The organism is Pseudomonas sp. BW7P1, assembly GCF_024981055.1.
Lineage (GTDB): Bacteria > Pseudomonadota > Gammaproteobacteria > Pseudomonadales > Pseudomonadaceae > Aquipseudomonas > Aquipseudomonas bananamidigenes.
In genome coordinates, this window is record NZ_CP103374.1 from 5,785,208 (window position 1) to 5,804,495 (window position 19,288).

Annotated in this window: 14 protein-coding genes; 6 read left to right on the forward strand and 8 right to left on the reverse strand. The window is 60.4% G+C overall.

Features of this window, described 5'->3' with window-relative positions:
* Positions 1 to 6: 6 nt before the first annotated feature.
* The 3 genes from NWV16_RS26170 to NWV16_RS26180 form a co-directional block, all read right to left on the reverse strand.
* Positions 7 to 1,257, reverse strand: coding sequence for a sarcosine oxidase subunit beta (locus tag NWV16_RS26170; protein ID WP_260521291.1), 1,251 nt, complete (start codon positions 1,255 to 1,257; stop codon positions 7 to 9).
* A gap of 20 nt (positions 1,258 to 1,277) precedes the next feature.
* The gene (glyA, locus tag NWV16_RS26175) at positions 1,278 to 2,531 is read right to left on the reverse strand and encodes a serine hydroxymethyltransferase (protein WP_260521292.1); all 1,254 of its coding nucleotides are present in this window, start codon (positions 2,529 to 2,531) and stop codon (positions 1,278 to 1,280) included.
* A gap of 159 nt (positions 2,532 to 2,690) precedes the next feature.
* Positions 2,691 to 3,401, reverse strand: a complete 711-nt coding sequence (locus tag NWV16_RS26180; RefSeq protein WP_260521293.1) for a conjugal transfer protein TraX — start codon at positions 3,399 to 3,401, stop codon at positions 2,691 to 2,693.
* Positions 3,402 to 3,528: 127 nt separating this feature from the next.
* Between NWV16_RS26180 and NWV16_RS26185 the strand changes: the two genes are divergently transcribed.
* The 5 genes from NWV16_RS26185 (at position 3,529) to NWV16_RS26205 (ending at position 7,921) form a co-directional block, all read left to right on the forward strand.
* Positions 3,529 to 4,569, forward strand: coding sequence for a low specificity L-threonine aldolase (locus tag NWV16_RS26185; RefSeq protein ID WP_260521294.1), 1,041 nt, complete (start codon positions 3,529 to 3,531; stop codon positions 4,567 to 4,569).
* A 123-nt stretch (positions 4,570 to 4,692) separates the two neighbouring features.
* A complete protein-coding gene (locus tag NWV16_RS26190; RefSeq protein WP_260521295.1) occupies positions 4,693 to 5,517 on the forward strand; it encodes an NAD(P)-dependent oxidoreductase in 825 nt (274 codons plus the stop codon).
* A gap of 90 nt (positions 5,518 to 5,607) precedes the next feature.
* Entirely contained in the window at positions 5,608 to 6,093 is a 486-nt protein-coding gene (locus NWV16_RS26195) for an Hcp family type VI secretion system effector (RefSeq protein ID WP_260521296.1), read from the forward strand.
* A gap of 26 nt (positions 6,094 to 6,119) precedes the next feature.
* The gene (locus tag NWV16_RS26200) at positions 6,120 to 7,538 is read left to right on the forward strand and encodes a hypothetical protein (RefSeq protein WP_260521297.1); all 1,419 of its coding nucleotides are present in this window, start codon (positions 6,120 to 6,122) and stop codon (positions 7,536 to 7,538) included.
* A complete protein-coding gene (locus tag NWV16_RS26205; RefSeq protein ID WP_260521298.1) occupies positions 7,535 to 7,921 on the forward strand; it encodes a hypothetical protein in 387 nt (128 codons plus the stop codon). The genes NWV16_RS26200 and NWV16_RS26205 overlap by 4 nt, the downstream gene beginning before the upstream one ends.
* 66 nt (positions 7,922 to 7,987) lie before the next feature.
* On the opposite strand, the gene gbcB is transcribed toward NWV16_RS26205, so the two are convergent.
* Positions 7,988 to 9,088, reverse strand: coding sequence for a glycine-betaine demethylase subunit GbcB (gene gbcB / locus NWV16_RS26210; RefSeq protein WP_065260212.1), 1,101 nt, complete (start codon positions 9,086 to 9,088; stop codon positions 7,988 to 7,990).
* Positions 9,089 to 9,368: 280 nt separating this feature from the next.
* On the opposite strand from gbcB, the gene gbcA reads away from it, so the two are divergent.
* On the forward strand, positions 9,369 to 10,661 hold the full coding sequence (gene gbcA, locus NWV16_RS26215; protein ID WP_065260211.1) for a glycine-betaine demethylase subunit GbcA: 1,293 nt from the start codon (positions 9,369 to 9,371) through the stop codon (positions 10,659 to 10,661).
* Positions 10,662 to 10,771: 110 nt separating this feature from the next.
* Here the strand turns inward: gbcA and NWV16_RS26220 are convergent, their stop codons facing one another.
* The 4 genes from NWV16_RS26220 to NWV16_RS26235 form a co-directional block, all read right to left on the reverse strand.
* Positions 10,772 to 12,016: a metallophosphoesterase gene (locus NWV16_RS26220; protein ID WP_260521299.1), complete on the reverse strand. Its 1,245-nt coding sequence runs from the start codon at positions 12,014 to 12,016 to the stop codon at positions 10,772 to 10,774.
* Between the two features lie 25 nt (positions 12,017 to 12,041).
* Entirely contained in the window at positions 12,042 to 13,910 is a 1,869-nt protein-coding gene (locus NWV16_RS26225) for a hypothetical protein (protein WP_260521300.1), read from the reverse strand.
* A gap of 162 nt (positions 13,911 to 14,072) precedes the next feature.
* On the reverse strand, positions 14,073 to 17,525 hold the full coding sequence (locus tag NWV16_RS26230; protein WP_260521301.1) for a GMC family oxidoreductase N-terminal domain-containing protein: 3,453 nt from the start codon (positions 17,523 to 17,525) through the stop codon (positions 14,073 to 14,075).
* A gap of 986 nt (positions 17,526 to 18,511) precedes the next feature.
* Positions 18,512 to 19,282 carry an electron transfer flavoprotein subunit beta gene (locus NWV16_RS26235; protein ID WP_260521302.1) on the reverse strand — a complete coding sequence of 257 codons (771 nt, stop codon included), beginning with the start codon at positions 19,280 to 19,282 and terminating at the stop codon, positions 18,512 to 18,514.
* Positions 19,283 to 19,288 lie beyond the last annotated feature (6 nt).

Genomic DNA, 19,288 nt, shown 5'->3' on the forward strand with positions numbered 1-19,288 from the left:
CTCCTGTTAGTGGGCGACAGCCGCAGCGCCGTGTTCGTCGATCAACGCACCGCTGTGGAAGCGATCGATGGAAAAAGGAGCGGCCAGCGGGTGCATTTCACCCTTGGCCAGGCTCGCGGCAAACACGTTGCCCGAGCCCGGTGTGGCCTTGAAGCCGCCGGTGCCCCAGCCGCAGTTGAAGAACATGTTCGGTACCGGGGTTTTCGAGATGATCGGGCAGGCGTCCGGCGTGGTGTCGACGATGCCGCCCCACTGACGGTTCATGCGCACCCGCGACAGCACCGGGAACATCTCGACGATGGCCTGGATAGTGTGCTCGATCACCGGGTACGAACCGCGCTGGCCGTAGCCGTTGTAGCCATCGATCCCGGCGCCGATCACCAGGTCGCCCTTGTCGGACTGGCTGATGTAACCGTGCACGGCGTTGGACATGATCACGCTGTCGATAATCGGTTTGATCGGCTCGGACACCAGCGCTTGCAGCGGGTGGGATTCGAGCGGCAGGCGGAAGCCGGCGAGTTTGGCCATGTGCCCGGAGTTACCGGCGGTGACCACACCGACGCGCTTGGCGCCGATGAAGCCCTTGTTGGTTTCAACGCCGATGCACACGCCGTTTTCCTTGCGGAAACCGATCACTTCGGTCTGCTGGATCAGGTCCACGCCGAGGGCGTCGGCGGCACGGGCAAAGCCCCACGCCACGGCATCGTGACGGGCCACGCCGCCGCGACGCTGGACGGTGGCGCCCATCACCGGGTAACGGGTGTTTTTCGAGCAGTCGAGGTACGGGATCTCGTCCGCGACCTGCTTGGCGTTGAGCAGTTCGCCATCGACGCCGTTGAGGCGGTTGGCGCTGACCCGACGCTCGGAATCACGGATGTCCTGCAGGGTGTGGCACAGGTTGTAGACGCCGCGCTGGGAGAACATCACGTTGTAGTTCAGGTCCTGAGACAGGCCTTCCCACAGTTTCATCGCGTGTTCGTACAGGTGCGCCGACTCGTCCCACAGGTAGTTGGAGCGAACGATGGTGGTGTTGCGCGCGGTGTTGCCACCGCCCAGCCAGCCCTTCTCGACCACGGCCACGTTGGTGATGCCGTGTTCCTTGGCCAGATAGTAGGCCGTCGCCAGACCGTGCCCGCCGCCGCCGACGATGACCACGTCGTAGACCTTTTTCGGGGTCGGCGTGCGCCACATGCGCTGCCAGTTTTCGTGGTGGCTGAGGGAGTGCTTGAAGAGGCCGAAGCCCGAATAGCGTTGCATAGTCATTTACTCCAGAACGCTCAGCGATAAACCGGGAAGTCTGCGCACAGGGCCGCAACCTGCTGGGCGACATTGGCCTCGACATCGGCATCGCCGAGGTTGTCGAGGATGTCGCAGATCCAGCCGGCCAGCGTCACGCACTGCGCCACCTTGAAGCCGCGCGTGGTCACCGCCGGGGTGCCGATGCGCAGGCCGGAAGTGACGAACGGTGACTGCGGGTCGTTCGGTACGGCGTTCTTGTTGACGGTGATGTGAGCGCGACCGAGAGCGGCGTCTGCATCCTTGCCGGTGAGGCCCTGACGGATCAGGCTGACCAGGAACAGGTGGTTGTCGGTGCCGCCGGACACTACATCGTAGCCACGTTTGATAAAGACGCTCGCCATCGCCTGGGCGTTGTCGATCACTTGTCGCTGATAGGCCTTGAAGCCTGGCTCCAGCGCTTCCTTGAAGCACACGGCCTTGGCGGCGATGACGTGCATCAGCGGGCCACCCTGGGCGCCGGGGAAGACCGCCGCGTTGAGCTTCTTCTCGATTTCTTCGTTGGCCTTGGCCAGGATCAGGCCGCCACGGGGACCGCGCAGGGTCTTGTGGGTGGTGGTGGTGACCACGTCGGCGTACGGCAGCGGGTTCGGGTACAGACCGGCGGCCACCAGACCGGCGACATGGGCCATGTCGACGAACAGCAGCGCACCGACCTTGTCGGCGATCTGACGGAAGCGCGGGAAGTCGAGGGTTTTCGAGTAGGCCGAGAAACCGGCGACGATCATCTTCGGTTTGTGCTCGACGGCCAGACGCTCGACTTCGTCGTAATCGATCAGACCGGTGCTGGTGTCAATGCCGTACTGCACGGCGTTGTACAGCTTGCCCGAGGACGACACCTTGGCGCCGTGAGTCAGGTGACCGCCGTGGGCCAGGCTCATGCCGAGAATGGTGTCGCCCGCCTGCAGCAGGGCCAGGTACACGGCGCTGTTGGCCGAGGAGCCGGAGTGCGGCTGGACGTTGGCGTAATCGGCGCCGAACAGTTGCTTGGCGCGCTCGATGGCCAGCGCTTCAACCTTGTCGACGTGCTCGCAGCCACCGTAATAGCGCTTGCCCGGATAACCTTCGGCGTACTTGTTGGTCAGGCCGCTGCCTTGGGCTTCCATCACGCGTTTGCTGGTGTAGTTCTCCGACGCGATCAGCTCGATGTGATCTTCCTGACGTTGCTCCTCGGCATTCATCGCCGCCAGCAGTGCATCGTCGTAACCCTGGATCCGGTCTTGCTTGCTGAACATCGCGTCTCTCCCAGCGGCATCTGTGCGCCATTCGTCTCGGTAAGGCACTGGCAATGATGGCAGTGCCCTTTGATGCCGATGGTATGGCCGGCGCAGGCAGCTCAAATGCCTACGGACGCCACGCAAAGGTGCGTTTACGACATGGCGACAACGACGGACTCAAACAAAGAGCTGACGCAAGGCCAGGAGCACAAGGAAATGCGCGGGATAGAGCGCATACGCCCAGCGACGCAGGGGTGGCGCGCGGAGGAAAGTGGCATGTCGCAACAGGAACATTCCGCACAGCGGCGCGATCAGGCAGGCCGCAATGCCCAGGGTCGCCACACGATTGCCGGACTGCGCGGATTCGAAGAGCACCTGCCACTGATTCGCCGCCAGACACACAAGACCCGGCAACAGGCCAAAGGCCCAGTGCCGACGAAACACCAGCAGCAGCGCCAGCGGCAACAGAACACCGAACAGACCGAACATCAGCCACTGCGGGAAGAAACCCGCCACCAGCAAGGCGCCGACGCCCAGCAGCCGTGAAAGCGGCGCCCGATCCTGCCAGCCCCGCGCTACCAGCAGGCCCAGCGCCAGCGTGGGCATCACGTTCAAGGTGTCGGGATCGGGGACGTACAAACGGTAGGGAATCTCGCTGAGCAGACTGAACAGCAGCAAGCGGCACAGATAGCGCCATTCGGTCCTGACGGCGCCGACACGGGCCAGGTTAGCCGCCATCGCCAGGCAGAACCACGGAAACGCCAGCCGCCCCGGTACATACAGCCAATCGGCGCTGATCCCGACATATCGCAGGTGATCGAGCAGCATGCTCAGCAGCGCCAGCCACTTGAGCAGATCGAGTGCGCCGTCGCGCCGGCTCAGGTGCATAATCGGCTCGCATCCTTGTAAAGTTCTGACAGCGACATCCCGTGTGCTCCCCGGATGATCTTCGGTAAAGTGCGCACCATCATTGACCAACGAAGCGCCACAAGCGCCTCGATCACGGAAGCCGGCCATGACCGACAAGAGCCAACAATTCGCCAGCGACAACTACTCCGGTATCTGCCCTGAAGCCTGGGCTGCCATGGAACAGGCCAACCACGGCCACCAGCGCGCCTATGGCGACGATGAATGGACAGCACGCGCCTCCGATTATTTCCGCAAGCTGTTCGAGACCGACTGCGAAGTGTTCTTCGCCTTCAACGGCACCGCCGCCAACTCCCTGGCCCTGTCGTCGCTGTGCCAGAGTTACCACAGCGTGATCTGCTCGGAAACCGCCCACGTCGAAACCGACGAATGCGGCGCGCCGGAGTTCTTCTCCAACGGCTCGAAACTGCTGATCGCCGGTACCGAGAACGGCAAGATCACCCCGGCCTCGATCCTCGAAGTCGCCCTCAAGCGTCAGGACATCCACTACCCCAAACCCCGCGTCGTGACCCTGACCCAGGCCACCGAAGTCGGCAGCGTCTACACCCCGGAAGAAGTCCGCGCCATCAGCGACACCTGCAAGGAACTGGGCCTGAACCTGCACATGGACGGCGCGCGATTCTCCAACGCCTGTGCATTCCTCGGCTGCTCGCCGGCGGACCTGACCTGGAAGGCCGGTGTCGATGTGCTGTGCTTTGGCGGCACGAAAAACGGCATGGCGGTGGGTGAGGCAATCCTGTTCTTCAACCACAAACTGGCGGAAGACTTCGACTACCGCTGCAAACAGGCCGGGCAGCTTGCGTCAAAGATGCGCTTCCTGTCGGCCCCGTGGGTCGGCATTCTGGAAAACGACGCCTGGCTCAAATACGCCCGCCACGCCAACCACTGCGCGCAACTGCTGGCGGAACTGGTCAGCGACATTCCGGGCGTGGAGCTGATGTTCCCGGTCCAGGCCAACGGCGTGTTCCTGCAACTCTCGGAACCGGCCATCGCCGCCCTGACCGCACGCGGCTGGCGCTTCTACACCTTCATCGGCAAGGGCGGCGCACGCTTCATGTGCTCGTGGGACACCGAAGAAGAACGCGTACGCGAACTGGCCCGCGACATTCGTGAAGTCATGTCGGCCTGATCGCCTCCCTGTGGCGCGGGGGCCTGCTCCCCGCCACAGCCTGCCTCTCCTTCCCGCTTCAGCTCCATCGTCTACATTGTCTGTCGAGCCTTCGCTCACATAACAACAAGCAGGAGCTTGCGCATGTCGCTAAAAGGCAAAACCTTGTTCATCACTGGCGCCAGCCGTGGCATCGGGCGCGAGATTGCGCTGCGGGCTGCGCGGGACGGGGCCAACATCGTGATCGCCGCCAAGAGCGCCGAACCCCACGCCAAGCTGCCCGGCACCATTCATAGCGTCGCTGCGGAAGTTGAAGCGGCCGGTGGCAAGGCGCTTGCGCTGCAACTGGATGTTCGCGATGAAGAGGCGGTGTGTCTGGCACTGGCCCGGGCCAACGAGCATTTCGGCGGGATCGATGCACTGGTGAACAACGCCGGGGCGATCAAGTTGACCGGTGTGCAGCACATCGAACTCAAGCGTTTCGACCTGATGCATCAGATCAACACCCGTGCGGTGTTGCTGTGCAGCCAGGCGGCGTTGCCCTATTTGAAGAAATCCTCTGGACACATTCTCAACCTGTCACCGCCGCTGAACATGGCCAGCAAATGGTTCGCCCAATACAGCCCCTACACCGTGACCAAGTACGGCATGAGCATGCTGACGGTGGGCATGAGCGAGGAATTCGCCAATTACGGAATCAGCGTCAATTCGCTGTGGCCGCAGACCATGATCGCCACGGCGGCGATCGAGTTTCAGCTGGGCAATCGCGAGTCGTTCAAGCATGCGCGCACGCCGGCGATCATGGCGGACGCGGCACATGTGATTCTGAACAGCAGCGGCCGGCAGATTACCGGTCGGTTGTTGATTGATGAAGAAATCTTGCGGGAAAGCGGCGTGACCGAGTTCGATCATTACCGCTTTGAACCGGGGAGTGATGCGAAGTTGATGACAGACCTGTTTATCGACTGAGCATTTTCAGAAACGACCTACACCAAGGCCTACATAAACCAAACAAGCCTCGCCATAGACTGCCGACTCCATTTTCGAGGAGTGCAGACTATGGCGAACCCTGCCTACATGACCATCACCGGCAAGACCCAAGGCCTTATTTCAGCCGGATGTTCGACGCCGGAATCGGTCGGCAACAAATACCAGACGGCCCATACCGATGAAATCATGGTGTTCGCCCTGAGCCATGAAATTCGCCGCGACGCCAACCTCGGCAAACCCGTCCACCGGCCGGTCATCATCACCAAAGCGGTCGACAAATCTTCCCCATTGCTGGCTCAGGCGCATTCGAACAGCGAAGAGCTGGACTGCACGATCAGCCTCTACCGCACTTCGCCCCAGGGGCAGCAGGAGAAATTCTATTCGATCACCCTCGACGGGGCGGTTCTCGCTGAACTGTCGCAGGAGGTGCCCCACGTGATCCTGCAAAACGATGCCCAGCCTCAAGAACAACTGGCCATTCGTTACCGCGGCATCAGTTGGGTACACCACATTGCAGGCACCACCGGCTATACCTCGTGGGGCGAAGCGGGTTGAGTTCACGGCAGCATGATCTGTGCGATGTGCAGGACGCCGCCGGCAACCTTCTTGGACAGGCACTGACCATCGGAAACCGTCATCTGGCGTATGGCATTGCACGGGTGCAGTTCCATCAACAAGTCGCGTACTTCGCCAAGCGAATTACCGAAGAGGTAGCGGTCGGACGCCTGACGCCGCAGCAAGGGATCAATGCCCTTGCGCAGGAACAACGAAACCTGTTGAACCAGTCCCGAACCCTGCAGCAAAACAGGCACGGTACGCTCACCGGCGCGGCCAGGACACCACGCTTGTCGATGCTTCCACAGGCCGCAGCGAAGCCCGACCCGCACCGTTTACTGCGGGCCGTTCACCAGCAAAACCTGAAAGTGACGCGCCTGAACTCAGCCCCGCTCTCATCTGCGCATCCGGTCAACGACTTGCGATTTTTCCCCCGCGAACACTGGCCCCAGGAATTGCCGGCACCGGAGGAGCCAGGCTTCTACATCGTGCCGAAAAGCCTGCCCGCCGAGAAACTCCAGGCGCAACTGTTTCCGTCGCCCAACCCGAATGTCATCGCCAGATTCAAAAGCCTCAATCCGCTGGAAGCCATGGTGAAAGCCGGAACGCTGATTGTCCTGAGCGACCCGGACAATCAGCAATGCACCTATGAAGAATCACTGCTGATGGAAACCGCGCACATCGTCAGCATGGCGCTGGCGCCGTTGACGCTGGAAGAGGCGGACTTTTTTGCTCAGCACTATGAGGTCATCAGAAGGACGCTTTCAGATGGCTCGAAAGTTATTGGGGTCGGGACTGCCATGGCGGCTAATCATCTGGACGGCATAAAAGCCGCCTTGAACGACATTGAGGCTTTGCATAACAACACTATGAAGGCCAATGGCAGCCTGAATTCAAAGGCATTCAAAAAGCGGCGCGCCGAATTACTTCAACGGCTGGACGGACAACTCACTGGATTGACGAAGAAAGTCATTGGCCTCCCTGATCACCCAAACCTCAAGATCGCTCTAGGGATCGAGCATCCGCACCTGGTGCACCGCTGGAGGAAGGCTGGCGGCATCGGCCAGGCACCCGGATACGCCAGTCACATTCAAGGCGTGGTGAAAGCCTCGCAATACGTGAAATATGGAGGATGGATTGGTACAGCCGTGGGTGGCGGAGCTTCGGCAATGAAGGTTCGGGATGTCTGCACAAACGGGAGCGCCGAGGCGTGCGAAAAGATTAAATTCACCGAAACCGGCAGTTTTCTGGGTGGAGCTTTCGGTTCTGCTGTAGGTGCAGGCACGGCCTCCACCATTTGCGTAGCACTCGGGGTATCGACCGCAGGAATCGCCGGGGTACTGTGTGGAGTACTGGTTGCGGGAGCCGGATCCTTTACGGTCGGCTATATGGGCGAAAAAGGCGGCGAAATCGCCGGTGAATTGATTTACGAGAAAACCCGATGAGTTATGAAGCTGCAAGAGATGCTTTTATCATTCTAAACATCATAAACTTCGCCGCACTCATAATAATTAACTGCATCGTTTTATATATCGCAAAAACAAAAATAGAACTAATAATGAACAGCCTTCAAAACAGTTCGATCGCCGGAGGCCTTATGATGCTATGGCATGGAGGCGTGCGGGGGCGGATCTACATGATGGGGGAAATTTTTAGCTTCCTGAAACGCCCAGAAATCTACCTTTATCAAGGGAAACTGAGCGCAAAAGATATTAAAAATTTTCCGCCAGACTTCAAACGCACGCTACTTACACTATATAAATATCAGAGAATTTCCGGCTTGACTTTTTTGCTCTTTGGACTTCTCGCCGCATTAGAATTTATTTAAAACAGCAACTGATGACTTCATACGATCTCCCCTATGAGAGACCGCCCCCAAGCCTGCAAACTGAATTCAATATTCGATCCGAACATCCCCCTTCGGCACACTGCAGCAAGAAAGAATGTACCCCTCGGCCTCGTCGTCCTCGGTAATCCCGCCGTTGTGATCCATCTCCACTTCGCCACCGAGCTTGAGTACCTTGCAGGTCCCGCAGATCCCCATGCCGCAGGCTTTCGGGATCATCAGGCCGACCTTGGCCGCCGCCGCATGCACGGTCTCGCCCGGGGCCACGCGGATGCTCTTGTCCGATGAGGTGAATTCCACCAGATGCAGATCCGCCGCCGGGATTTCCGGTGCTTCGGCGGCCTGTTCGGCCTGTTCCACTGCGTCGGCGCGGGCTTCCGGTGGCGTGGCGCCGAAGGATTCCTCGTGGTAGCGCTTCATGTCGTAGCCGGCGTTTTCCAGCAGGCGTTTGACCGCGTTCATGTAAGGCGTCGGGCCGCAGCAGAACACTTCGCGTTCCAGGAAGTCCGGCACCATCAGTTCCAGCATCTTGTGATTCAGGTAACCGCGATACCCGGCCCACGGTTCGCCCAGGCCGTGTTTCTCGCAGATCAGGTGCAGGCTGAAGTTGTCGATCCGCGACGCCATGTGTTCCAGCTCGCGGTGGTAAATGATGTCTTTGGGCGAGCGGGCGCTGTGGATGAACGTCATGTCGACGTTGCCGTTGGTGTCGTAGAACCAGCGCGCCATGGACATCACCGGAGTGATGCCGACGCCACCGCTGAGGTACAGCACTTTCGGGCTCGGGAAATCGATGGCGTTGAACAGCCCGACCGGGCCGTGCACCGCCAGTTCCTGGCCTTCGTGCAACGTGTCGTGCAGCCAGTTGGACACCTTGCCTCCCGGCACCCGCTTGATGGTGACCGAAAAGCTGTAGGGCACCGACGGCGAACTGGAGATGGTGTACGAGCGCATGATCGGCTGGCCTTCGATTTCCAGCTCCAGGGTGACGAACTGCCCGGGCTTGAAGAAGAACAGGATCGGCTGGTCGGCCATGAAGCAGAAGGTGCGCACATCCCAGGTTTCCTGGATGACTTTGACGCAACGGACGATGTGTCGGCCATTGGCCCAGGTCTGGGTGGTGACCGGATTCAGGAAGCTGTTCGACATGCTGTTCTCCACGGCCGACTGTCGGCCTTCATGTGGCGATTCTGCGTATAGCTTGAACGCCCCGTTTACCTATCCGCGACATTCACATACTTATCGCGACCAGCCTTCAGGCACCGGGGGTTGCGCGTCGGGAACAGATTGCACCATGTCGCCCATGGATAAGGTTCGCGCCTGCGCCGGCCCCACACTCGCCCCAACACAAACGGTTTCTTTACACCTTGCGCTGCAACCCTGATCAGCCACTTTCGCGGCCACGCAGATGGCCTTGAGGAATTCATCGATGGACACCGCAAAAATCAGCCTGGGCGACCCGCTGGAACCCGCACGCAAGGCCACCGCACAAATGCTGCAGGAGCGCGAACGCACCTTCTCGCTGCCGCAACCGTTCTACAGTGACGAGCGCCTGTTCGATATCGACATGCAGGAGATCTTCCAGAAGGAATGGTTGATCGCCGGCATGACCTGCGAAATCCCGGCCAAGGGCAACTACCTGACCCTGCAGATCGGCAAGAACCCGATCATCGTCATTCGCGGCGCCGAAGGCGTGGTGCATGCCTTCCACAACGTCTGCCGTCACCGTGGCTCGCGCCTGTGCACCAGCGACAAGGGCAAGGTCGCCAAACTGGTCTGCCACTACCACCAGTGGACCTATGAACTGGACGGCCGCCTGCTGTTCGCCGGTACCGAGATGGGCGCCGATTTCGACATGAATCAGTACGGCCTCAAACCGGTGAACGTGAAGACCGCCGGCGGCTACATCTTCGTCAGCCTGGCGGAAAACCCGCCAGCCATCGATGACTTCCTGTCGACCCTGAACCACTACATGGAACCCTACGACATGGAGAACACCAAGGTGGCGGTGCAAACCACCTTGATGGAAAAGGCCAACTGGAAACTGGTGCTGGAAAACAACCGCGAGTGCTACCACTGCAACGGTTCGCACCCGGAGTTGCTGAAAACCCTGCTGGAGTGGGACGACGTTACCGACCCGCGCGCCGACCAGGCGTTCAAGGATCACGTCGCCGCCTCTGCTGCTGCCTGGGAAGCCGAGAAAATCCCTTATGCCCACGCCAGTTTCGGTCTGCGCAACCGCATCGTGCGCATGCCGCTGCTCAAGGGCACCGTGTCGATGACCATGGACGGTAAACAGGGCTGCGCCAAACTGATGGGCCGGATCAAGAACCCGGATCTGGGCTCGATGCGCATCCTGCACCTGCCGCACTCGTGGAACCACTGCATGGGCGACCACATCATCGTGTTCACCGTGTGGCCGATCAGTGCTCAGGAAACCATGGTCACCACCAAGTGGATCGTGCACAAGGATGCCGTGGAAGGCGTGGACTACGACGTCGAGCGCATGCGCAAGGTGTGGGATGCGACCAACGACCAGGACCGTCGCCTGGCCGAAGAAAACCAGCGCGGGATCAACTCCACCGCGTACCAGCCCGGGCCATACTCCAAGACCTATGAGTTTGGCGTGGTCAACTTCGTCGACTGGTACAGCGAGCGGATGCTGAGCAACCTGGGGGCCGAGCCTGCGCCGTACCTCAAGGGTGTTCCGGTTCAGGGCTAAAATCAAAAAGCTTCGTCCGATCGCCGCCCGGACCAAGCCCGCGACCACAGGGAAACGCGTTCCACTGTGGGAGCGGGCTTGCCCGCGATGGCGTCCTTACAGACACCGCCTCATTGCGATGACCACCTCACCGATCCATCTTCCCCGATAAACTCCTCGAAAATCTCTTCCCCCACCAACCTGATCTTCGCGTACCCGTTCAACACCCGCAGCGGATAGTCCGGATCCTTCGCATCCTGCGTCTCGGAAAACAGTATCCGCGAATGCCCGTTCAGCTCGCTGGTGGTGCCATAGGGAATTGCGCCGTGTCCGGCGCAGCGCGCATGCAACCCGCCCTGGGTGGCATAGACGATGCCGTTGTGCAGATGCCCCCAGTACCAGTAATCCGGCTCGCGCCCCAGTGCATCGCACACGGGTTGATACAGGGCGGTCTTGTTGTGCCCGGTAATATCGAGGCCCTGATGATGGCTGAGCACCATGAGTTTCTTGCGTTTGGGCAAGCCCTTCATCCAGGCGATCTGCGGCTCGTTCAACGTGCCGTCCATGTACAGGTTCATCACGTCCGAGGCATACGCCGTGTCCAGCCCGACGATCAGCCAGTCATCGTTGATCAAGGCAAAGTAGCTGGTGCCCTGCTGTCCCGGAAAACGCGCGGCCAGTTCCTTGAAATAACCGTGGGCGCCGCTGTACATCTCATGGTTGGAATTGAGGGTGAACGAGCCGTGGGTGCCCATCGGCCAACCGGACATGTCGGTGTCTTCCTGGGAATGGGTACCGGCGTAATAGACATCCCCCAGGTGAATGGTGAAGTCGGCGTTGGCCAGTTGCATCTGGTTGGCGACTGAAACCGCTGGCGCATGGCTGTTGAACGGCCCGGTGCCCCAGTCGCCGGCAATCGCCAGCGTCACTTCACGCCCCATGGTCACCATGGCCGGATCGGTGCCGAAGGTGGCGTGGTGCCGCAGGTTTTCGATCCATTTGAGCAGCGCTTCGCTCCACAACAGATCCAGCAGCTCCCATTTGCGACAGCCCAGCAGCGTGCCGTCCTTGAGCACCCGGGTCTGCAGTTGATCGGGCGATTGCGGCAACGGCGTCGCATTGCCGATACGCAGAATCGACAAACCGTGGGACAACTCCCAGGGCACCGCGGGTTCATCGGCCGGCAACTCGCCGTTTTTCAGCACGTACTGCGCCTGATCGTGACCGCGCTGCAGCAGCTTGATGATGGCCTGGAACTCTTCGGGTTCCAGTTCGCTGATGAGCTTCATCCAGGCCATTTCGATGCGCGTGAGCAAACCGTGCAGACGAACCTTGACCTTGTCGTACTCGTGTTTCAGATGACCGACCGCTGACATGGCGTAATCCTCTATCCGTAGGGGTTCACAGGGTTTTCATGAATTCGATCAGCGCACGTTTGTCGTCGTCCGACAGCGTCGTGCCATACAGGTGACCGCTGTTGTGATTGCCCTCCAGGCGGGTGTCGTACTTGAAGTCCGCCGAGGCTTTCGCCTGGGCGCCGCTGGTGACGAAACCGACGTTGACCGGGTCGTAGATATCGGAGCCGGTGATGAACACCTGCGGACGTTTTTCCGGTGGTTGCAGCAGGTCCCACAGGGTCGGCACCGAACCGTTGTGCAGATACGGTGCGCGCAGCCAGATGCCGTCGGTGGGCGTGTTGCTGTAGCTCTGGGTCTTGCGGTAAGCGCCGAAATCGAACGGCGGTTTCTTGAAGGTGTGGAACGCCGCCACCAACCCGGTGGTGAACGAATCCAGACGATGCGGATCGGTGCCGAGCTGGTCGATGTTGGTGGTGACCTGCCCGGTGTCGGCACGCCCGAAGTCGTGGCAACCGGCGCAATTGGCTTCCCAGATCGGTTTGCCCCGGGCGACTTTGGCCTGATCCAGTGCCCACGGCCAGGCCGGAGCCTTGTGCCCGAGCAGCCAGTTGGTCACGCGGTTGAAGCTCGGCGGCAGCACCGATTCCGGCGTCGCCCCCACCGCCATGGCGGCGGCGTAGTTGCGCTCGTGGATCTTGTTGTTATTGCCGTCCCAGTGCAGGTACATCGATTCCCGGGGTTTCTGGTTCCACACTTGCGGCAGGTCGACGGTGCCGATGGTCGAGTCATCCGGGAAGCCGAACACCACCATTTTCGTCGGGTTGAACGTGTCGGTACGCCCCGGCCCCTGCGGCGGGCGCAGTTTCTGCCAGGCATAGGCCTGCTTCTGTTTGAGCAGCGCAGTCTTGGCCATCGGGATGATCAGGTAGCGGTTATAGAGCCGCTCGAAAAAGCCGAGCTGGAACTTGCCGTTGATCGCCGCCATCACCGCGTCGGTGGTGAATTTAGGGTCGCTGGCGCAATCGTAGGCGAACCACTGGAAGGCTTGCAGTTGCAGGGTATTGGCCGGTGCGCTCGGCACATTGACCGCCACGTCGCTGGCATTGGCCCGGTACGAGCCGGTGTGGCACAGCGCGCAGTTCGGCTCCACCGTCGGGTAACCGATCTGCCGCTTGGCCATACCGATCGGCAGGTCCTTGCCGTTCTCGAACAGAAAGCCGAAGACTTCCCAGCCGCCAGGTTTCGGCAGTTTTTCCGGGCACATCTGCGGCAGCACGGAAAACAGGTAATACGGGATTCGTGCTTCGATGCCGAGGCCGATCGCGGCGTACTTGTAGTGATCTTCGTCAGAGGCATACTCCTGCTCCGGCACCACCCGCAGCATTTGATACCAGGTCTGGTAGCCGATGAATGCCAGCAGCGCGACCACCACCAGCGTGCCGACCTTGAATGCGTGGTTCTGCCAGTGCCGCGCCCACGCCGCCCGCCATTCACGCCAGCCGTCACAGAGCAGCGCCAGGGGTCGATTCTCAGGAGTGGTACCGAGGTACAGCAGAATCCCGAGGATCAGGAAAAAGCTCAGGTCACCCATCAACATCGGCACGAACACCGAGCCCTGACTGCTGGTGTCGATCAGGTAGATCCAGAACGCCACGGCGATCAGCCGCGTCAGTACGCACAGCCAGGAATGCACCACGTAGCGCGGCGCGTTGAAGCCCGACGGCATATAGAACACGCTGATACCCACCAGCAGCATTCCGGCGTTTTCCAGCCACGGGTCGGAGAGTTGTGGCGGCAGGCCGACCACCGATGTCAGCAACCCCGGCGCGAACAGCGCCGGGATCGCGAACACCATGTTCATCGCAATGCCGAGCCAGATGAAGCGTTGAAACCAGCGGATGTAGCTGTCCATGTCATCCATTTCCTTGTGCAACCCGAGAGATGTAGTGCCTGACCTGTCGCCTTCGCGGGCAAGCCCGCTCCCACATTGGACTGGGGTGTCTGCTGATTTTGTGACCGGCACAAAACCCTGTGGGAGCTGGCTTGCCAGCGATGCAGTCGACTCGGTCCGAGATCAACCGAGGGCGGTTTTCTCCAGGTGCTCAAGGATGATCGGATACACATCGACCACCGCGTTCTTGCCGAACATGCAGTCGATGTGGCCGTAACCCGGCACCACATGCCGGCTGTAACGCTCCGGTCCGTGTTTCTCGCAGACCCGCTGATAGGTCTTGAGCGTGCTTTCCGGCAGGTAGCACTGATTTTCCGCACCGCTGATGAAGCAGATCGGCATGGTCAGCCGGTCGAAGTGCGGCATGTACACATCGTTGCCCTTGAAATCCACCAGGTGCCCTTTGCGCACGATCAGCGCCAGGTGCTCGAAGGTCTCGATGTTCGACTCGCCGAACAGTTCATGCAGGTTGTCGTGCAGCGTCTCGTTGAGGGTGTCGTGGCGATACAGCGAGGCGTACATGAAGGTGATGCGGTGGCACACCGGGTTGGTGCAGTAACCCTGGGCTTCGATCCGTGCGTAGCCGTTGAGTGCCTTGTCGTAGAGGCGGTTGAACCAGTTCTCCTTGCTGTCGGCATACGCCGTCATCGATTTGATGCCGATGGCGTCGAGCATCCCCGGCAAGTGCAGGCCGGCCTTGAGCCCTGTTGCTGTCGCGACCACCGTGTCGGCGGCGATCTGCGAGCAGACCACCGAACGCACGCCCTGCAACCCGGCCAGCAACGACATGAAGAACGTGGTCGCGCCGTAGCAATGCACCACGCATTGCACGTCCTTCGCGCCGGTCTTCTGCTGGATCTGTGCGATGGCGGCCTTGAAGTCGTACCGGGCGATCTGGTCGCCGTTCCATTCCTTCTTGCTCGCCGGCAGCAGGATGCTCACCCGGAAGTCCAGCAGCCACACGTCGTAGTCGTGCTTGCAGAGAAACTCCAGCAGGTTGGTCTGGATCGTATCGGTCGAGAAGATATTCGAGCCCACACCCAATCCGTGCACCAACATCACCGGCCCTTTGCTGCCGGCCTGATAGCGGCTCAGGCGCAGTTCCACCCCGTCCTCGGTGGGGAAGAAATGCACATCCGGCGTCGGCGCATCCAGCGGCCGTTTCAAGCGTGGCGGTGCGTCGGGGTTGAAGTATTTGTCGCCGGCGAACACCCCGCCGTAACTCTCCCAGAGGATCCCGGCGAAGAACTTGCCGAACCGCGCCAGCCCTTCGATGCGCTCACGCTCGTTGCGCGCATTGAGCACTTTCATGGTGGTCATCTGCTTGGCGAAATCCGCCGGTTTGATGTGCATCACACCCGAGCCGATCACCTCGCCGGACTTGTCCGGACCGCGATACAAGGTCACGTACAGCGTGCTGGTGTCGTGCCAGATATTCAGCACGCCGTTGTCTTCCGGCACGGTTTTGAACGCGCTGAAGAAATAGTCGTTGCCGTCCTCGGCGGTCAGTTTCATGTCGTATTTCATGTGGCGCGTGTCGACCTGTTGCTCGAATTGCTCGAACAGGTTGAACACGCCGTTGCTTGCAGTCAGCGGCTGCGGCGACAGCGCCGGCGCGTTCACCGTGCCGACGATGGTTGCCGCATGCTCCGGCTCCTTGATCATCCGGTTGAGGTCGCTGGCGGTGATGGTCAGGGTGAAGTCGATCGGCGAATTGTCCGCTTCGCCGCGTTTGGCCGCCGCCTCGTAGACCTTCAGATCCGTGCTCTGCGCAGCGGTGAAGGCCCGGGAGAAGTAGCCTTTCATGGTCTCGGTGAACTGCACGCCGAGCGTCGGTGGCACCGGTTGTTTGCGCGGCGCCGAAGGCAGTGTGTAATCGATCTTCCAGCCACGGTCGGCGGCCAGCAGTCCCATGTTGCGTTCGCTGACGGCGGAGATGGTCAGCAGCGGGTTGACCGCCAATGAAGTCGGAATCACCGCACCGTCGGTCACGTACAGGTTGGCGTAGACATCGGTGCCGCTGGCACCGCTGAACACCTGGCCCTTGTGGTTGACCACACCTTGCGTAGCGTCTTCGCCCATCACGCAACCGCCCAGCGGATGCACCGAGACGATGCTGTGCCTGAGCAGTTTGGTCCAGATCGGGTTCTCGACCCAGATCCCGCCCAGTGCCTTGGTACTCTGGTGCAGCCGCTCATTGCCGATCCTGAAGTTTTCCTGTTCGCCAACGCCCGGCCAGTCGATGCGCAATTGATCCTTGTCGTCGAGGACCATGCGCCCCTGGCCGCTGTCGTGACTCATGATCAGGTACGTCTGCATGTTGTGCAGCGCGCCGTAGTAGGGGCCGCGCAGAAAGCTTTCGGCTTCGCGCTCCTTGTACTTCACCTTGCCGCTGAAGCTGTCGTCGGTGGCCACGCCGATCAGTTCGGCGAACCCGGCCATTGCCGGCACCATCGGCCGCCCAAGAGCGCCCGGGATCGAGCCTTCCTCGATAACCATCTGGCTGCTTCTGTCACCTTCGGTGCGCATGTCGATGATCGACGTGATGCACGGGCCGACCGGTTTCATCTCCTTGGCCGAATGGGTGCCGAAACCGATGCCGTTGATGGTCTGGGCGCAATTGTGGCCGAAGCCGAGAATATCGCCGTTGCCGCTCATGTTCTCGCCGAGCTGCCCGGACATCACCAGGCCCTTGTCCCGGGAACGCAGGAGAATTTCGGTGGAGCCCAGGGTACCGGCAGACACCACGACAATGTCGGCCTTCACGAACAGCGTCGGTGCGTCGAACTTCTCGCGGCCACTGTCCAGATACTGAAAGTGCACGATCCAGCCATCGCCATCGCGCTCCAGATGCCGCACCTGGGCCTGACAGAAAATCTCCGCACCGTGATTGGTAGCGTCCGGCAGATAGTTCATCAGCGTGGTGTTCTTGGCTTTGTTGTTGCAGCCCGAAACGCAGTCGCCGCAGTGGTTGCAGGGCAGTTGCTCGACACCGACGTGATTGAGGTTGTTCGGCAGTTTGTCGAAGGTCACGTTGATCGGCGGCTTGTAGAAATGCGCGCTTTGCTGGAGGAAGTCCGCGGATTTTTTGTTGGCATCGAGCTTGGGCAGATCCGGCGCGGTGTCCGGGTAAGGGTTGGGTTTGAGCATCTCTCGGGCTTTTTCGTAACCCGCCTTGAGCAAACCATCCTGGTCCTCGCGCACCGCCAACGGCCAGCGTGGATCCTTGAATACATCGGCTGTCGGTTCCAGCGAAACGTTGGCATTGATCAGCGACGTGCCGCCGAGGCCACAGCCGACCACCACGTTTTGCTGCGCGTTGACGTGCAGATCGAACAGCCCGGTGCGCGAGCCGATATGGCCGTCAGGATCGTGCACCTGCAACTCCTCGGTTGCGGCGATCATGGTGTTGGGGTATTCGCCGGGCTGGATTTCCCGGCCGCGCTCCAGCAGGCACACCCGTTTTCCGGCCCGGGACAGGCGCGACGCGGCAATGCCGCCGCCGTATCCGGAGCCGATGACGATCACGTCGTAGTGTTCCTTGATGTCGCTGATGGGGGTTGCGATCCGTGTCATGAGGGGATTCCTCTCTCAGGCAGATGGGGCAACTCTGCGGTTGCCTGCGATCGATGGACGAACGGGCATCTGGCCTCCGGGCACGCCCGGCGGCAGTACAACGGTGAAGGCAGTTTTCAGGCGCTACAGACGGGCGTGCTGATTGGCGGCACGACGCAATGTGCGCGTGCGCGGCTTCTGGGCTGACAGCAAGCGGGGATTGAGGGATGAGCGATGTGGCTGGGTATCCATCACGCGTTCTCCCTGAACCGGATGTGGATAAGTGACGGCGATCCTTGTGCAATTGCAGTGAAGACAGCGGCCGGTTTGAAGTCAAGGCAGGCCCTTAGAACTGTATGAAATCTGATCAATTGCCATTTGGACTATAGCCGCCGGGGCTTGCAGAGATTGGCGAACAAGTTATCCACACAGGCACCCACAGCAAATGGGGACAACTGTGGATGACGCGGAAAAATAGCGGGGCTTTTGTGAAGAAAAACCGTGACTTATCCAGAAGCAGGGTTTCCGGCGATGATTGTCTATTTTTTGATCAACACCCTGAAGAGCACGGAATACTTGGACTACAGAGGATGGCGAACACCTTATCCACAGAAGCGCCAACAGAGTTCGGGGGTAACTTGGCGGGTGTTGTGGAAAAACGCTGGAGGACTTGATAAATCGGGGTTTACGTGAAGATGATTGTTTCAAAAGGTCGAATTGATCATTTTTCGATCAACCCATCGTAAGCCACGGTTTATATGGCTTGCAGCGGATAGCGAACATCTTATCCACAGAAGGGCCAACAGAGATTGGGGGCAACTTGAGAAGTTATCCTTGGGAAAAAGCCCGAAAAAACCGCAAGTTAGGCTGATCGTTTTTTGACCTGAGGGCTGGAAGGCTTGATGGGCGTGGGGTTCAGGGAGGGGCGAACACGTTATCCACAGATCCGCCAACAGGGATTGTGGGTAAACGCCCCTCTTCCGACAGAAGAGGGGCCGGACAGGCATTCAGCGGACAACACCTTCTTCGATCAGCAGCTTGAGAATGGCTTCAGCACCCGCTTGCGCCGTCACGCCTTTTAGCACCTGCCCCCCACCCCCACTGGCCTTGGCCGTGGCCGCCTTCATCCGGTCCGCCCCGCTCTTGGCCTTGATCACCTTCAAGCGTTTCGGCCGCGGCCTGGCCGGTTGCAGGGTCGCGAGCGCAAGCAGTTCGTCATCCACCACTTCCACATCTTTTGCCTGAAGAACGCCGCGCTGCGCCGGACCATAAGCGCTTTGCCGCGGCTTGGGCGCGGCGTTATCCACAGTCGCGAGAAACGGCAGGCGCACCTTCAGCCGACGCCGTTGCCCTCGCGGCAAAGCCTGCAGCACCAGCGCCGAACCATCGTTGATCGATTCGACCTGCGCCAATCCCACCACCAGCGGCCATCCCAGCCCTTCGGCCAGCAGGAACGGCAGCATGCCCGAACCTTCACCGGTTTCCGCCTGACTGCCGGTCAGCACGACCTGGGCACCGGCATCACGCAGGTAGTCGGTCAACGCCGGTAACGCATCCGCACCGGCCGGTTGTTCCAGCACATGCATCTGATCCAGGCCCATGCCCAGATAGGCGCGCAGTGCAGGCTCCGCTACGTCGCCGGCATGCAGCACTTGCAGGCTGTCACCCGCCAGTTGCAGGCCCAGCTCCACCGCCCGTGCATCCTGTTCGGCGCGTCGTGGCCGACCGGAAGTCGGGTGTGCGCCGATTGAAACCAGACTGATGATCTTTGTGCTCATAACCGT

Coding starts and splice junctions, on each gene's coding strand:
- NWV16_RS26170 (WP_260521291.1), bottom strand. CDS start 1,257: ATGCAACGCTATTCGGGCTTCGGCCTCTTCAAGCACTCCCTCAGCCAC.
- glyA (WP_260521292.1), bottom strand. CDS start 2,531: ATGTTCAGCAAGCAAGACCGGATCCAGGGTTACGACGATGCACTGCTG.
- NWV16_RS26180 (WP_260521293.1), bottom strand. CDS start 3,401: ATGCACCTGAGCCGGCGCGACGGCGCACTCGATCTGCTCAAGTGGCTG.
- NWV16_RS26185 (WP_260521294.1), top strand. CDS start 3,529: ATGACCGACAAGAGCCAACAATTCGCCAGCGACAACTACTCCGGTATC.
- NWV16_RS26190 (WP_260521295.1), top strand. CDS start 4,693: ATGTCGCTAAAAGGCAAAACCTTGTTCATCACTGGCGCCAGCCGTGGC.
- NWV16_RS26195 (WP_260521296.1), top strand. CDS start 5,608: ATGGCGAACCCTGCCTACATGACCATCACCGGCAAGACCCAAGGCCTT.
- NWV16_RS26205 (WP_260521298.1), top strand. CDS start 7,535: ATGAGTTATGAAGCTGCAAGAGATGCTTTTATCATTCTAAACATCATA.
- gbcB (WP_065260212.1), bottom strand. CDS start 9,088: ATGTCGAACAGCTTCCTGAATCCGGTCACCACCCAGACCTGGGCCAAT.
- gbcA (WP_065260211.1), top strand. CDS start 9,369: ATGGACACCGCAAAAATCAGCCTGGGCGACCCGCTGGAACCCGCACGC.
- NWV16_RS26220 (WP_260521299.1), bottom strand. CDS start 12,016: ATGTCAGCGGTCGGTCATCTGAAACACGAGTACGACAAGGTCAAGGTT.
- NWV16_RS26225 (WP_260521300.1), bottom strand. CDS start 13,910: ATGGACAGCTACATCCGCTGGTTTCAACGCTTCATCTGGCTCGGCATT.
- NWV16_RS26230 (WP_260521301.1), bottom strand. CDS start 17,525: ATGACACGGATCGCAACCCCCATCAGCGACATCAAGGAACACTACGAC.
- NWV16_RS26235 (WP_260521302.1), bottom strand. CDS start 19,282: ATGAGCACAAAGATCATCAGTCTGGTTTCAATCGGCGCACACCCGACT.